The organism is Streptomyces sp. NPDC048254 (assembly GCF_043201895.1).
Taxonomy (GTDB): Bacteria; Actinomycetota; Actinomycetes; order Streptomycetales; family Streptomycetaceae; genus Streptomyces.
Map to the genome: position 1 here is coordinate 607124 of NZ_JBICZJ010000001.1, position 12870 is coordinate 619993.

Genomic DNA, 12870 nt, shown 5'->3' on the forward strand with positions numbered 1-12870 from the left:
TGCCCCCAGTCAGCTCACAAAGGTCCGCGAGATGCCTGCCGAAGCCGCCGCCCAGGTCGCCGAGTCTGTGTTCCCGCAGCTCGAAGCTCTGCTCCCGCATGTGCAGAAGCCGATCCAGTACGTCGGCGGTGAGCTCAACTCCACGGTCAAGCCGTGGGAGGACTGCGACGTCCGCTGGGCGCTGATGTACCCGGACGCCTACGAGGTCGGCCTGCCCAACCAGGGCGTCATGATCCTCTACGAGGTCCTCAACGAGCAGGAGGGCGTCCTCGCCGAGCGCACGTACAGCGTGTGGCCGGACCTGGAGGCGCTGATGCGCGAGCACCGCCTCCCGCAGTTCACGGTGGACAGCCACCGGCCGGTGGGCGCCTTCGACGTGTTCGGCCTGTCCTTCTCCACGGAGCTGGGCTACACCAACATGCTCACCGCCCTCGACCTGGCCGGGATCCCCCTGGAGTCGAAGGACCGCGGCCTGGACGACCCGATCGTCCTGGCGGGCGGCCACGCGGCCTTCAACCCCGAACCGATCGCGGACTTCATCGACGCGGCGATCATCGGCGACGGCGAGCAGGCCGTCCTCGACATGACGAAGATCATCCGCGAGTGGAAGGCGGAGGGCCGCCCCGGCGGCCGCGAGGAGGTCCTCTTCCGCCTGGCGAAGACGGGTTCCGTCTACATCCCGGCCTTCTACGACGTGGAGTACCTCGCCGACGGCCGTATCGCCCGCGTGGTCCCCAACAAGTCGGGCGTCCCGTGGCGCGTCTCCAAGCACACGGTCATGGACCTGGACGAATGGCCGTACCCCAAGCAGCCGCTCGTCCCCCTGGCGGAGACGGTCCACGAGCGCATGTCCGTCGAGATCTTCCGCGGCTGCACCCGCGGCTGCCGCTTCTGCCAGGCCGGCATGATCACCCGCCCGGTGCGCGAGCGCTCCATCACCGGTATCGGCGAGATGGTCGACAAGGGCCTCAAGGCGACCGGCTTCGAGGAGGTCGGCCTCCTCTCCCTCTCCTCCGCTGACCACTCGGAGATCGGCGACATCGCCAAGGGCCTGGCCGACCGCTACACGGAGGACAAGATCGGCCTCTCCCTCCCCTCCACCCGCGTCGACGCCTTCAACGTCGACCTGGCGAACGAGCTGACGAGGAACGGCCGCCGCTCCGGCCTGACCTTCGCCCCCGAGGGCGGCTCGGAACGCATGCGCAAGGTCATCAACAAGATGGTCTCGGAGGAGGACCTGATCCGCACGGTCGCCACCGCCTACGGCAACGGCTGGCGCCAGGTGAAGCTGTACTTCATGTGCGGCCTGCCCACGGAGACCGACGAGGACGTCCTCCAGATCGCCGACATGGCCATGAACGTCATCCAGAAGGGCCGCGAGGTATCCGGCCAGGGCGACATCCGCTGCACGGTCTCGATCGGCGGCTTCGTCCCGAAGCCCCACACGCCCTTCCAGTGGGCCCCGCAGCTCTCGGCAGAGGAGACGGACGCCCGCCTGGAGAAGCTCCGCGACAAGATCCGCGGCGACAAGAAGTACGGCCGCTCGATCGGCTTCCGCTACCACGACGGCAAGCCCGGCATCGTCGAGGGCCTGCTCTCCCGCGGCGACCGCCGCATCGGCGCCGTGATCCGCGCGGTCTACGAGGACGGCGGCCGCTTCGACGGCTGGCGCGAGCATTTCTCCTACGACCGCTGGATGACCTGCGCCGACAAGACGCTGCCGGCCTACGGCGTGGACGTCGACTGGTACACCACCCGCGAGCGCACCTACGAGGAGGTCCTCCCCTGGGACCACCTCGACTCCGGCCTCGACAAGGACTGGCTCTGGGAGGACTGGCAGGACTCCCTCGACGAAACAGAGGTCGAGGACTGCCGCTGGACACCTTGCTTCGACTGCGGGGTGTGCCCGGCCATGGACACGAGCATCCAGGTGGGGCCGACGGGCAAGAAGCTGCTGCCGTTGACGGTCACGAACGGCGCGTCGGCACCGGGCGGGCACGCCCACTGAGGTGAGCCAGGCGGTCGATCGTGACACGTCGTCGGGTTCACCCGCTCGTCGTCCGTGACGAGTTCAGCCGGAACCCGGGCCGTAGAGCGCGGCGATGTTCTCGGACGTCGCCCACCGGCTGTAGGTGGGGGACTGGGGCCAGCCCTCGGGCGAGTCCTGCCATTCCTCCTGGCGTCCGTACGGCAGGAGGTCGATCAGCGCGAAGCTGTGGCTGAGCTGCTCGGTGCCCCGGCCGTCGGTGTGCCAGGTGCGGTAGACGGTGTCGCCGTCACGCAGGAACACGTTGACTGCGAATCCTCCACCGGGCGGTGCGCCGACGTCTGACCCGAACGGACTGTTCGCGGTCGAGTACCACGCCATCCGGTTCCCGACCCGCTCCTTATAGGCGAGCGCCTCCTTGATCGGGCCCTGGGTGACGATGACGAATCGGGCGTCGTAGTTGTCCAGGAACTCCAGGCGGGTGTACTGCGAGGTGAACCCTGTACAGCCCGGGCACTGCCATTCCTTGCCGGTGAACCACATGTGGTTGTAGACGATCAGCTGCCTCTTGCCCTCAAAGACGTCTGCCAGCCGAACGGGGCCGTCCTCGCCCTCGAGTGTGTAGTCGGGCAGCTCGACCATCGGCAGGCGGCGACGCTCGGCGGCGATGGCGTCGAGCTCCCGCGTCGCGGCCTTCTCCCGGGCACGCAGTGCCTCGAGCCGGTGTTCCCAGGTCGCGGCGTCGACGACGGGTGGTAGCGCGTGGTCGGTCATGGTGTCCTCACAGATCTCGTGCGCGGTTTCGGCCTGTGCGGAGGCAGACTGCCCAGGGCTCGGAAACTCATCGGCCGGCCTGCCCCGGGCATGTACTGCTGCGCCGGATGGCGGGGGCGTCGGCAAGGACGGCAGGCGCCCGTCGCGGACCTGGGAGGGCTACCAGTTGATGTCGGTCAGCAGGAAGGGCCTGTCCTCCGGGGCCTCCTTGCGGGCCCGTAGGGCTTGTTCGGCGGGTGGGCCCACCGGTACGCGCAGTGGCGGATCGGGCCGCTCGATCGTCTGCGCCACCGTGACGGCCACGTCCTGTGGCGTGACCGCCTCGCCGCGCAGGGCGCCGAGTGCCGCGTACAGCGGGGCGTAGGGGCCGTTCTCGTCCGGGAAGACCTTGGCGCGTTCGGCGCCGCCCGAGGAGACCGCGCCGGGCTGGACGATGCTCACCTTGACGCCGAAGTGGCCCGTCTCGATGGCGAGGGTCTCGGCGAGGGCTTCCAGCGCCCATTTGCTGGCGCCGTAGGGGCCTATCAGCGGGAGCACCAGGCGGCCCTGGATGCTGGAGACGAAGACCAGGCGGCCCGCTCCTCTCTCCCGCATCGCGGGGAGCACGGCCTGTGCCACGCGCAGCGCGCCCAGGGTGTTGAGCTGGAAGAGCTGGTCGACCTCCGGGAGCGGAACGCTCTCCAGCGGCGCCCGGACGGTGGCGCCGGCGTTGCTGACCAGTACGTCGATCTCGCCTGCCTGGCGAATGGCCTGGTCGACGGTGTCCTGGTCGGTGACGTCGAGGCGCAGGCGCTGGTCGACGGGGAGGCCGGCCAGGGTCTGTGGATCGCGTGCGGTGGCGATCACCCGGTGGCCGCGGGCCGCCAGCTCGACGGCGATGGCCCGGCCGATGCCTCTGGAGGCGCCGGTGATGAGCACGGATTCCATGGCGACCTCGTCTTTCAGGACAGGGAGGAGGTGTTCGGTGCCGGGTGCCGGTCGTCGATGACGTTTCCCCGCATCAGCCATGTCGGGCCGTCGGCGTAGGCGCTCGCCTCGGCGAAGAACGCGGCGAAGTAGGGGCCGCCGGCATGGGTCTCGAACGCGGCCGCGTCCGCGTAGACCTCGTTCAGGTAGAAGACGTCCGCGTTCTCGTCGTCCGCGATGACCTCGAACCGGTGGGATCCGGGTTCGTTCGCCAGGGAGTCACGGGCGGTCTTTCCGGCCGCCCGGACGAAGTCGTCGCGGTGTTCCGGCTGGACGGTGAAGGACACAAGGAACTGGTACATGGTCGGTCTCCTCGACTCGAGCGGGGCGGTTCAGTCACTGAACTGCCCCTGGTGGGGACCGTAGCATAGGTCAGTTCAGTGAGTGAACTGGGGGAGGTAAAGTGGGCGCATGACACTCCCCAGTACCTACGCGGACCGCAACTGCTCTTTGGTGCGCACCCTGGAAGTCGTGGGGGAGCGGTGGACGCTCCTGATCGTCCGCGACGCGTTCTTCGGGGTGCGTCGGTTCGGGGACTTCGCCACCCAGCTCAAGATCCCGCGCGCGGTGCTGACCGACCGGCTGAAGTCCCTCGTCCGGGAGGGCGTGCTCACCCGGGACGACGAGGCACGCGGAGCGGTCGAGTACCGGCTGACCGCCAAGGGCGTCGAGCTGTGGCCCGTCCTGCGCGCCCTGATGAACTGGGGAGACGCCTTCTACTCCCCGTCGGGGGTCAGGCGCGCCTTCCGGCACGAGCGGGACGGCGGGCTGATCGGCCGCGAGGGTCGGTGCGAGGAGTGCGGCGCGGTCGTTCCGGTCCAGGAGACCGTGCTCGAACCCGGGCCCGGATTCGAGCCGGCGGACTCCGGCGACGATTCCGTGTCCGAGGCGATCAACAGGCCTCGGCGGCTTCTGGAACCGGTCACGCCGTCGTCCTCGTCGTCCTCGTCGCCCTCTTCGTCCTCGCCGGGCTGACCGGAGCGGGACGCGTTCCCAGGATCGGCCCGGGCTGCGGCCCGGTGTGCGGCCCGGATGCCGTTAGGCCGGGGGAGTGACAGACTGGGGTTTCTGAGCCGGCGGGCCTGTGACGGAGTGTTACGGAGGGCCTGGGGCGCGGTGGGTTCGGGGGCGGCCGTCGGCTGTTGTCTCCGGTGGCGTGGCCCGGGCAGCGCTCCCGAGCCGTGTCCCGGCAGCGAGCGATCCGGTCGCTGACCAGTTGGGAACCGTCCATGACTGCTGAGACCTCCGAAGCGCGGAAACCCCCGTACGACCCGTACCCCCCGGACGAAACCGCTCTGCTGATCGTCGACCCCTACAACGACTTCCTTTCCGAGGGCGGCAAGTTGTGGCCCCGGGCGAAGGAGGTGGCGGAGGGCGTGGACCTGCTCGACCACATGCGGACCCTTCTCGCCACCGCCCGCGCCGAGGACTTTCGCGTCTTCGTCGTGCCCCACCACCGGACGACCCCGAGCGACTACCTCACCTGGGACCACCTGTCCCCGACCCAGCGGCGCGTCCTCGCCCAGCAGACGTTCGCCGAGGGCAGCTGGGGGGCCGAGTGGCACCCCGACTTCCGGCCGCGGGAGGACGAGATCGTCGTACGGCAGCACTGGGCGTCCAGCGGGTTCGCCAACACCGACCTCGACTTCCTGCTGAAGCAGCACCACATCCGGAAGATCGTGCTGATCGGGATGCGGGCCAACACCTGTGTGGACACCACCGCGCGCTACGGCCAGGAGCTCGGGTACCACGTGACCCTGGTCCGTGATGCCATCGCCTCCTTCAGCTGGGAGGAGATGACCGCGACCTTCGACCTCAACGCGCCCCTGTACGCCCACGCGGTCCTCACCACCGAGGAGTTCGTCGCCATGGCGGACGGCGCGGCCGGTGCGGGCGCCGTGGAGAGCGGAGGCGGCGGTCATGAGCGGTGACGGTGACAGTGCTGGTGCCGAGCGGAGCGGTGCGCGCGGCGAACTGGCCGGTCAGACGGTCGTGGTGGTGGGCGGCAGCGCGGGCATCGGTCTGGAGACCGCGCGGCAGGTGCGGGCGGCCGGCGGCGAGCTGGTGCTCGTGGCGCGCAACGCCGAGCGTCTCCGGCGGGCCGCGGACGAACTGCGCCCGCTGAGCGCGGCCGTGTTCGACGCCTTCGACACCGAACGGATGGAGCGCTTCCTCGGGGAGCTGCCCGGGCGGGTCGACCATGTGCTGGTCACGGCGGGCAGCCCGTCGTACACGCCGCTCGACGACCTCGACCTGACCGACGCCGGACGGGACTTCGGCGGGCGTCTCGCGATGGTGCTGGCGGTGGCGCGGGCGAGCCGGGGGAAGGTCAGGGCCGGCGGGGCGCTGCTGTTCATCGGCGGCACCGGCGGCCGTCGGCCCGCGCCCGGGATGGCGGTGACGGGCGCCCTCACCGCGGCGCTGCCGGCGCTGGTCGCCAACCTGGCGCTGGAGGTCGCCCCGGTCCGGGTCAACCTCATCGCGGCCGGGTTCGTGGACACACCGCTGTCGGCCGCCCTGCTGGGCGACCAACTCGAGGCGCGGCGTGAGGCGTTGCGGAAGACGCTGCCCATCGGGCGGGTGGTCGGTCCGGCCGACGTCGCCGCCCTCGCGGTGCACCTCATGGTCAACGACGCCCTCACCGGCGCCACCTACGACATCGACGGCGGCCAGCAGCTCCTCGCGCACTGAGCCCCTGCCCGGCCTGGTCGCGGGTCGGGCCGTCGCCGGTGTTCCCTCCGAGACGGGAAGTGCAAGCCATGGACATGAAACTAGAGGTCGTCGTGGTGCCGGTGTCCGACGTGGACCGGGCCAAGGACTTCTACACGGCGCTGGGCTGGCGGCTGGACGCGGACGTCGCCACCGACGGGGAGTTCCGGGTGGTGCAGGTGACCCCACCGGGTTCTCCGGCGTCGGTCATCTTCGGCGAGTCGGTCACCGAGCAGACGCCCGGCTCGGCCCGGGGGCTGCACCTGGTCGTCGACGACATCGACACCGCCCACGACGAGCTGGCACGGCACGGCGCCCACCCCAGCGAGGTGTTCCACGACGCCGGCGGTGTCTTCCACCACGCCGACGGCGACGCCCGGGTGCCCGGTCCCGAACCGCGGCACGGCAGCTACGGCTCCTTCCTGTCGTTCAGCGACCCGGACGGCAACGGCTGGCTCCTCCAGGAGGTCACCGAGCGGCTCCCGGGACGGCTGGATCCCGCGGCCACCTCGTTCGCCTCGGCCGACGACCTGGCGGGCGCGCTGCGGCGGGCCGCGGCCGCACACGGCGAGCACGAGGCGCGCACCGGCGTGGAGGACCCCGGCTGGCCGGACTGGTACGCGCGGTACATGGTGAGCGAGCAGGCCGGGACGCAGCCGCCCGCGTGACCGTGGGCGAGCCGTCCGGTCCGGCCCCGCCCGTCAGCGCAGTGCGGTCTCCGCCGTGGCCGTGCGGACGGCACGCAGGGCGCGGTCGACGGTCTCCTGGTGCTCGCCGACCGGGGCCACGTAGTCGAGGACCCCGCGTGCCGCGTCCTCACCGACGGTCCGGGTGATCACCCACGTGGCGAGGTACTGGGACGCCAGGCAGCCACCGGCCGTGGCGATGTTCCCCTCCGCGTGGAACGGCGCGTCCAGGACGGTGACCCCGGCGGCCTCGACGAAGGGCCGGCTCTTGCGGTCCGTGCAGACGGGCATGGAGTCCAGCAGCCCGAGCCGGGCGAGCACCAGCGCGCCCGAGCACTGCGCGCCGACCAGCTGCCGGGAGGGGTCGAGCCGCAGCCGGGAGATCAGCCGGTCGTCGGCGACCACCTCCCGTGCCTTCACCCCGCTGCCGACCAGGACCACGTCCGCTTCGGTCACGAACTCCATCGGGCGCTGCCCGGTCACCTCGACGCCGTTCATCGACGTGACCACCGGCGTCGGTGTCGTGATGAAGGCCTCCAGGCCGTCCTTCCGGCACCGGTTGATCAGCGCGGCGGCGATGAAGCTGTCGAGTTCGTTGAATCCGTCGAAGGTGAGCACGGCTACCTGCATGGCGTCTCCTCGAAGCACGGCAAGGGGGGCGATTTTCTCAGGAGGCCGGGACCGGGTCGCGGGCCAATCCGCGGCCGGTGGCCGTTCGCGGTCACCCTACAGAGTCCAGCGGCCTCGATGACCTGCTGTGATGTGTCCCACGGGCTCTTGTCGCGGACCGGCTCACCTGCCTAAATTCGGTCATATGTCCAATTCTGATGCCTCCCTTCCCGCCGAACCGGTCGACTTCGCCGTCGATCTCACCGGTCACGAGATGACCCGGCGCGCCCACGTCATGGCGGCGCTCGGCGACGCCTGGGACCCCGTCGAGACGGCGCGGGGCGAGCAGGAGGCGTACGACATGCTGTACTCCGGGCTCGACGAGGAACAGCAGCGGCTGTACGACTCGCTCGTCGCGGCCGGGGTGCTGCCCCGACGCTGACTCCCGCCCCCGGGACATGTCCCCGGGGCACCGTGCCGCTACGGCGTCAGCACGATCCGGCCGAACACCTCCCCGGCGGCCATCTTCCGGTGCGCCAGCACGGCCTCGGCCAACGGCAGCGACTCGTGCACCACCGTCTCCAGCTCGCCGCGGCCCGCGTCGGCGAACTGGCCGGTCCGGACCGCGCGCCGGTCGGCCGCGGGCACGGTGTCGGCGCTGAAGGTCGCGAACGACAGGGACCTGCGGAACGCCGCGACCATACTCATGCCGAAGTCGGCCGGCGGCGGTCCGGCGACCATACCGACGGCCACCAGACGGCCGTTGGGACCGAGCCTGCCGAAGAACGACGGCAGGTCCGCACCGGCCACGATGTCGATGATCACGTCATAGCCGGCCGGCGAGTCCCCGCCGCCCTCTCCGGAGCGGTCCAGCACATGGGTCGCGCCGAGCCCGCGCAGCCGTTCGCCGCGCCAAGCCGACGACGTCGTCACCGCGACCGCCGCGGCACCGCCCCGGGCCGCGAGCTGGACCGCCGCGATCCCGATGCTCCCGGCCGCGCCCCGCACCAGCACCGACTCGCCGGGCCGGAAACGGGCATGGCCGAGCGCGAAGTGGGCCACCACTCCGGAGCTCCCGAGGGTCACCGCGTCGGCGGCGGACAGGTCCGCGGGGAGGGCGAGGACCTCCTCGACCGGGACGACCGCCTGTTCCACATAGCCGCCGCCGGTGCCCGTGAACGCCCACACCCGCCGGCCGAGCCACGCCGTGTCGACGCCCTCGCCGACGGCGCTCACCGCGCCCGCCACCTCGCTGCCGGGAACATGGCCCTCCCGGAAGCCGTAGCCCGCGAGCGCACCGCTGCGGATCAGGGTGTCGACGCCGCCGACCCCGATCGCATCGGTGGTGATCAGCACCTGTCCGCCGGCCGGAACCGGCGCCGGGAGATCGACGACCGCCAGGCCCTCGGGGCCGCCGAACCTCCGGATCGTCACTGCTTTCACATGGGCCTCCTGCGTACGGGATCGAGCGGAACCGGGGTGTCCGTTGCTCCCGGTGCTCCCGGACGCTAAGGGGCGCCCTGCCCCGGCTTGGCTAATGTGAGAGCGGTGACCGACCGTTTGTCTCACTCGCTGCGTTCCGACGCCCGGGACAACCGCGCCCGCGTGCTCGACGCCGCCCGCGCGCTCTTCGCCACCGAGGGGCTGAACGTGCCGATGCGCACGATCGCCCGGCGCGCCGGGGTCGGCCCCGCCACCCTGTACCGCCGGTTCCCGACCAAGCAGACCCTGGTCACCGAGGTCTTCCGGGACCAGGCGCGGGCCTGTCACGCCATCGTCGACGAGGGGCTCGCCGATCCGGACCCGTGGCACGGCTTCCGTCGCGTGATCGAGAAGGTCTGCGAACTGCACGCACACGACCGCGGTTTCACCGAGGCTTTCAGGTCGGCCTTCCCCGACGCGATGGACTTCGCCGCGGACCGCGCCGCCACACTGAGGTCGGTCGCCAGGCTCGCCGACCGCGCCAAGGGCACCGGCCGGCTGCGCCCCGACTTCGTCATGGACGACCTGGTCCTCATGCTCATGGCCCAGCGGGGCATCCGCACCGCGTCGCCGGCCGGCCGGGTCGCGGCCTCCCGGCGCTTCGCCACGCTGGTGATCCAGGCCTTCCAGGACCCGCCGGCTCCCATGCCTTCGTGGCCGGGGGCGAAACCGTGACACGACCGCCATGGAAGGCGCGGCGGTCCGGCCGCACAATCGGGGAGAGCGAAGACCGCTGAGACACGGGGGAGTTGGCGGGCATGGAACTGGAACTGGGCTACGACCTGCTGGGCAGCAGGCTCCGCTCCATCGGGGACGTCCACCTCACCTACGGCCGCTGGGGCGGCAGACCCCACGCGCTCGGACCGCATCCGCTGGAGTACGACATGCTCGGCAGCCGGCTGCGGTGGATCGGCGACATCGAGATCGGGTACGGCCGCCTCGGCAGCGTCCCGAGGACGTTCGGGACCTGGGACGTCGACTGCGCCGCCTGGTCCGGGATCCCGCGCCGCATCGGGCCGTACCCCGTGGAACACCCCAGGTTCAGCGGCCGGGCGAGGGCGATCGGCCCGCTCGCCCTGTCGTACGACGCCCTCGGCACCCGCCCCCGCCGCATCACCCTCCCCAAGGCCCTGCCCACCCTCCCGGACGACCTCCTCCGGGTCCTCTTCCTGGTCCTGCACCTGCAGGCCGAACGCAACAAGAGATCGTCCGCGGCCTCGTAGACGCGCGAAGGCCCGCCGGACGGATCCGGCGGGCCTTCGAGGTGATGACAGGTCAGACGGCGGCCGCGTACTTCGGGTTGTCGCCGTACTGGTTCTGCTCCGGCTTGCCCTCGGAGGCGAGCCAGACCAGCACGATGATCCAGCCGACCAGCGGGATGATGCTGACCAGGATCGTCCAGCCCGAACGGCCGGTGTCGTGCAGCCGGCGGACCGCGACGCCCAGGCCGGGCAGGAGGACCGCCAGGCTGTAGATCGCGCCCAGGGCCGCGAACCCGATGACCCGCCCGATGACCGCCAGCACGATGCTGATGATCAGGTTGAACAGGAAGAACATCCAGTATTCCTGCCGGCGCGCACGGCCGCTGAACACCGCGTACTTCTTCAGTACGTCCACGTACCAGTTCATTGCTCGTCCCCCAAGGACCCAAGAAAGGTTCAAGATTTGGCTGGCGCCCAGCAAATCAAGCCGCCGTGGCCGGTTCCATCCAGATTGGCGTGTGCGGGACAACCGTTACCGTGTCGCCGCCGATCGGTGATCAAGGGTGGCCGATCGCATCCGCACGGCACGCGATAGCGTCTCTGTGGCCATGGACATGCAGAAGCAGCCGCAGCGGCAACCGCAGACGCATTCGCAGACACATCACCCCGAGGGGTGTCTCGTCGTCGCGATCAGGATCCCCGTCCGCATCTTCGTGTTCCTGGTGGTCCTGCCGGTACGGCTGCTCTGGGACGCCCTCGCCGCCGTCGCAGGGTTCCTGTGGCGGTACCTGGTCGTCCCCGTGGGGCGATTCCTCTGGCGGTACGTCCTCGCCCCCGTCGGCCGCGCCGTCGCCTGGCTCCTGCACGTGCTCGTCGTCGTCCCGCTGGGCTGGCTGTACCGCTACCTGCTCACTCCCCTCGGCCACGCCCTCGTGTGGCTCTACGCGCGCGTGCTCACCCCGATCGGCCACGCGGTGCTCTGGCTCCTCACGCCCGTCGCCCAAGCCGTCGCCTGGGTGTTCGAGCAGCTCGCCACCGCCCTGTACTGGATCGCGCGCGTGCTCCTCGTGCTGCCCGCCGTCGCCCTGTGGCGCTGGATCCTCACCCCCGTCGGCCATGTCCTCGGCGTCGTCCTCAGGGAGATCTGGGAGGCCCTCGGCCACGCCTGGCGGGCCGCCGGACACGTCGCACGCGCCGTCGGACGGATTCTCGGGACCCTCTTCCGGTGGATCTTCCTGGAGCCGGTGCGCCGGCTCTACCGGACCGTCCTCACCCCGGTCGGACACGTCGTACGCGACCTCGTGCTGCGCCCCGCCGCCCAGGTCGCACGGGCCGTCGGCCGGGCCGTCCGGCAGGCCCGCGCCGACCTGCGCCGCGCCCTGTTCGGCGAGCCTGCCCCGCCGGTGCCCATCGACCGGCGGGAACCCGCGGGCCGCGACACACGTACTCTTGATGGATAGCAGGACCCGGCAGCACGGCCCCCGCGGTACGGCTGCTCTCACCAGAATCACGAAGGACTGACGACACTGGGCAAGCGACAGCCCGAAGGCCCGCCGCCCGCACCGGCGGTGCAGCGCATCCGACTGCGCTACACCAAGCGCGGCCGCCTCCGGTTCACCAGCCACCGTGACTTCCAGCGCGCCTTCGAGCGTGCGCTGCGCCGCGCCGAGGTGCCGATGGCCTACTCGGCGGGGTTCACACCGCACCCGAAGGTGTCGTACGCCAATGCCGCACCCACCGGCACCGGCAGCGAGGCCGAGTACCTGGAGATCGCGCTCACCGCGGTCCGCGACCCGGAGCGACTGCGCGTCCTCCTCGACGAGTCCCTGCCCACCGGGCTCGACATCGTCGACGCGGTCGAGGCCCGCACGTCCGGACTGGCCGACCGGCTCACCGCCTCCGTGTGGGAGCTGCGGCTGGCCGGCCAGGACCCGGAACAGGCCGCACAGGCCGTCGCCGCGTTCAACGCGGCCGACGCCGTCGAGGTCCAGCGCACGACCAAGAACGGCGTACGGACCTTCGACGCCCGCCCCGCGGTCGTACAACTTGAAACGCACAATGAAACGGCTGATAGGCCGAGCGACCAGCCCTGTGCGATACTGCGGCTGGTTGTTCGGCACGTGACGCCTGCCGTACGACCCGACGACGTCCTGTCCGGTCTCCGCGCCGTGGCCGACCTGGCGCCGCCGGTCCCCGCAGCGGTGACCAGGCTGGCGCAGGGGCTGCTCGATGAAGAGACCGGCACGGTGACCGACCCGCTCGCGCCCGACCGCGAGGCAGTTGAGGCCCTTTCGAAGGCCGAACCCGCTGCCGCCGCGACAGCGCCGGCGTAGGGAAGGTCCCGCGAAGGACGGACGTCGTACGCGCAGCCCTCGTACTCGGGAGCCACCTGGGTCGGGCAGCGCACCGACCAGAAGACTTTCGCCAGGCCGTCCGCGACAAGGCGTACGGAACC

16 protein-coding genes are annotated in these 12870 nt (G+C 71.0%); 10 read left to right on the forward strand and 6 right to left on the reverse strand.

Annotation, left to right across the window (positions count from 1 at the left end; genetic code table 11):
• Positions 1-31 precede the first annotated feature (31 nt).
• Positions 32-2008, forward strand: a complete 1977-nt coding sequence (locus ACGFZQ_RS02765) for a TIGR03960 family B12-binding radical SAM protein (protein WP_393838851.1) — start codon at positions 32-34, stop codon at positions 2006-2008.
• Positions 2009-2071: 63 nt separating this feature from the next.
• On the opposite strand, the gene ACGFZQ_RS02770 is transcribed toward ACGFZQ_RS02765, so the two are convergent.
• The 3 genes from ACGFZQ_RS02770 to ACGFZQ_RS02780 all read right to left on the reverse strand — a co-directional run bounded on the left by ACGFZQ_RS02770 (position 2072) and on the right by ACGFZQ_RS02780 (position 4029).
• Positions 2072-2761 carry a DUF899 domain-containing protein gene (locus ACGFZQ_RS02770; RefSeq protein WP_393838852.1) on the reverse strand — a complete coding sequence of 230 codons (690 nt, stop codon included), beginning with the start codon at positions 2759-2761 and terminating at the stop codon, positions 2072-2074.
• A gap of 159 nt (positions 2762-2920) precedes the next feature.
• Positions 2921-3688 (reverse strand): SDR family oxidoreductase, encoded by a 768-nt coding sequence (locus ACGFZQ_RS02775; protein WP_393838853.1) that lies wholly within the window; start codon positions 3686-3688, stop codon positions 2921-2923.
• A gap of 14 nt (positions 3689-3702) precedes the next feature.
• Complete coding sequence (locus tag ACGFZQ_RS02780) at positions 3703-4029, reverse strand: putative quinol monooxygenase (protein ID WP_382543698.1); 327 nt, start codon at positions 4027-4029, stop codon at positions 3703-3705.
• A 109-nt stretch (positions 4030-4138) separates the two neighbouring features.
• Here ACGFZQ_RS02780 and ACGFZQ_RS02785 point away from each other — a divergent pair, with 109 nt between their 5' ends.
• The 4 genes from ACGFZQ_RS02785 to ACGFZQ_RS02800 all read left to right on the forward strand — a co-directional run bounded on the left by ACGFZQ_RS02785 (position 4139) and on the right by ACGFZQ_RS02800 (position 7104).
• Positions 4139-4702: a winged helix-turn-helix transcriptional regulator gene (locus ACGFZQ_RS02785; RefSeq protein ID WP_393838854.1), complete on the forward strand. Its 564-nt coding sequence runs from the start codon at positions 4139-4141 to the stop codon at positions 4700-4702.
• Between the two features lie 254 nt (positions 4703-4956).
• Positions 4957-5658 (forward strand): cysteine hydrolase family protein, encoded by a 702-nt coding sequence (locus ACGFZQ_RS02790; protein WP_393838855.1) that lies wholly within the window; start codon positions 4957-4959, stop codon positions 5656-5658.
• Positions 5648-6418: an SDR family oxidoreductase gene (locus tag ACGFZQ_RS02795; RefSeq protein ID WP_393838856.1), complete on the forward strand. Its 771-nt coding sequence runs from the start codon at positions 5648-5650 to the stop codon at positions 6416-6418. Before ACGFZQ_RS02790 ends, ACGFZQ_RS02795 begins: the two co-directional genes overlap by 11 nt.
• A gap of 68 nt (positions 6419-6486) precedes the next feature.
• Positions 6487-7104: a VOC family protein gene (locus tag ACGFZQ_RS02800; RefSeq protein ID WP_393838857.1), complete on the forward strand. Its 618-nt coding sequence runs from the start codon at positions 6487-6489 to the stop codon at positions 7102-7104.
• A 33-nt stretch (positions 7105-7137) separates the two neighbouring features.
• Here the strand turns inward: ACGFZQ_RS02800 and ACGFZQ_RS02805 are convergent, their stop codons facing one another.
• Positions 7138-7752: a DJ-1/PfpI family protein gene (locus ACGFZQ_RS02805; protein ID WP_393838858.1), complete on the reverse strand. Its 615-nt coding sequence runs from the start codon at positions 7750-7752 to the stop codon at positions 7138-7140.
• A gap of 184 nt (positions 7753-7936) precedes the next feature.
• Here ACGFZQ_RS02805 and ACGFZQ_RS02810 point away from each other — a divergent pair, with 184 nt between their 5' ends.
• Positions 7937-8173 carry a DUF6400 family protein gene (locus ACGFZQ_RS02810; RefSeq protein WP_393838859.1) on the forward strand — a complete coding sequence of 79 codons (237 nt, stop codon included), beginning with the start codon at positions 7937-7939 and terminating at the stop codon, positions 8171-8173.
• Between the two features lie 38 nt (positions 8174-8211).
• On the opposite strand, the gene ACGFZQ_RS02815 is transcribed toward ACGFZQ_RS02810, so the two are convergent.
• The gene (locus ACGFZQ_RS02815; protein ID WP_393838860.1) at positions 8212-9174 is read right to left on the reverse strand and encodes a zinc-binding dehydrogenase; all 963 of its coding nucleotides are present in this window, start codon (positions 9172-9174) and stop codon (positions 8212-8214) included.
• A gap of 105 nt (positions 9175-9279) precedes the next feature.
• Between ACGFZQ_RS02815 and ACGFZQ_RS02820 the strand changes: the two genes are divergently transcribed.
• The gene (locus ACGFZQ_RS02820; RefSeq protein ID WP_393838861.1) at positions 9280-9888 is read left to right on the forward strand and encodes a TetR/AcrR family transcriptional regulator; all 609 of its coding nucleotides are present in this window, start codon (positions 9280-9282) and stop codon (positions 9886-9888) included.
• Between the two features lie 83 nt (positions 9889-9971).
• Entirely contained in the window at positions 9972-10436 is a 465-nt protein-coding gene (locus tag ACGFZQ_RS02825) for a hypothetical protein (RefSeq protein ID WP_393838862.1), read from the forward strand.
• Positions 10437-10488: 52 nt separating this feature from the next.
• On the opposite strand, the gene ACGFZQ_RS02830 is transcribed toward ACGFZQ_RS02825, so the two are convergent.
• Positions 10489-10842, reverse strand: a complete 354-nt coding sequence (locus ACGFZQ_RS02830) for a DUF805 domain-containing protein (RefSeq protein WP_393838863.1) — start codon at positions 10840-10842, stop codon at positions 10489-10491.
• 181 nt (positions 10843-11023) lie between these two features.
• On the opposite strand from ACGFZQ_RS02830, the gene ACGFZQ_RS02835 reads away from it, so the two are divergent.
• Positions 11024-11875, forward strand: coding sequence for a hypothetical protein (locus ACGFZQ_RS02835; RefSeq protein WP_393838864.1), 852 nt, complete (start codon positions 11024-11026; stop codon positions 11873-11875).
• Positions 11876-11983: 108 nt separating this feature from the next.
• Positions 11984-12748 carry a TIGR03936 family radical SAM-associated protein gene (locus tag ACGFZQ_RS02840; protein WP_351735395.1) on the forward strand — a complete coding sequence of 255 codons (765 nt, stop codon included), beginning with the start codon at positions 11984-11986 and terminating at the stop codon, positions 12746-12748.
• Positions 12749-12870: the final 122 nt, after the last annotated feature.

What these genes read in the sequence shown, in the direction of transcription:
- ACGFZQ_RS02800 (WP_393838857.1), top strand. Translation starts at nt 6,487, where the DNA reads ATGGACATGAAACTAGAGGTCGTCGTGGTGCCGGTGTCCGACGTGGAC.
- ACGFZQ_RS02835 (WP_393838864.1), top strand. Translation starts at nt 11,024, where the DNA reads ATGGACATGCAGAAGCAGCCGCAGCGGCAACCGCAGACGCATTCGCAG.
- ACGFZQ_RS02775 (WP_393838853.1), bottom strand. Translation starts at nt 3,688, where the DNA reads ATGGAATCCGTGCTCATCACCGGCGCCTCCAGAGGCATCGGCCGGGCC.
- ACGFZQ_RS02780 (WP_382543698.1), bottom strand. Translation starts at nt 4,029, where the DNA reads ATGTACCAGTTCCTTGTGTCCTTCACCGTCCAGCCGGAACACCGCGAC.
- ACGFZQ_RS02785 (WP_393838854.1), top strand. Translation starts at nt 4,139, where the DNA reads ATGACACTCCCCAGTACCTACGCGGACCGCAACTGCTCTTTGGTGCGC.
- ACGFZQ_RS02790 (WP_393838855.1), top strand. Translation starts at nt 4,957, where the DNA reads ATGACTGCTGAGACCTCCGAAGCGCGGAAACCCCCGTACGACCCGTAC.
- ACGFZQ_RS02770 (WP_393838852.1), bottom strand. Translation starts at nt 2,761, where the DNA reads ATGACCGACCACGCGCTACCACCCGTCGTCGACGCCGCGACCTGGGAA.
- ACGFZQ_RS02805 (WP_393838858.1), bottom strand. Translation starts at nt 7,752, where the DNA reads ATGCAGGTAGCCGTGCTCACCTTCGACGGATTCAACGAACTCGACAGC.
- ACGFZQ_RS02830 (WP_393838863.1), bottom strand. Translation starts at nt 10,842, where the DNA reads ATGAACTGGTACGTGGACGTACTGAAGAAGTACGCGGTGTTCAGCGGC.
- ACGFZQ_RS02795 (WP_393838856.1), top strand. Translation starts at nt 5,648, where the DNA reads ATGAGCGGTGACGGTGACAGTGCTGGTGCCGAGCGGAGCGGTGCGCGC.
- ACGFZQ_RS02765 (WP_393838851.1), top strand. Translation starts at nt 32, where the DNA reads ATGCCTGCCGAAGCCGCCGCCCAGGTCGCCGAGTCTGTGTTCCCGCAG.
- ACGFZQ_RS02810 (WP_393838859.1), top strand. Translation starts at nt 7,937, where the DNA reads ATGTCCAATTCTGATGCCTCCCTTCCCGCCGAACCGGTCGACTTCGCC.
- ACGFZQ_RS02825 (WP_393838862.1), top strand. Translation starts at nt 9,972, where the DNA reads ATGGAACTGGAACTGGGCTACGACCTGCTGGGCAGCAGGCTCCGCTCC.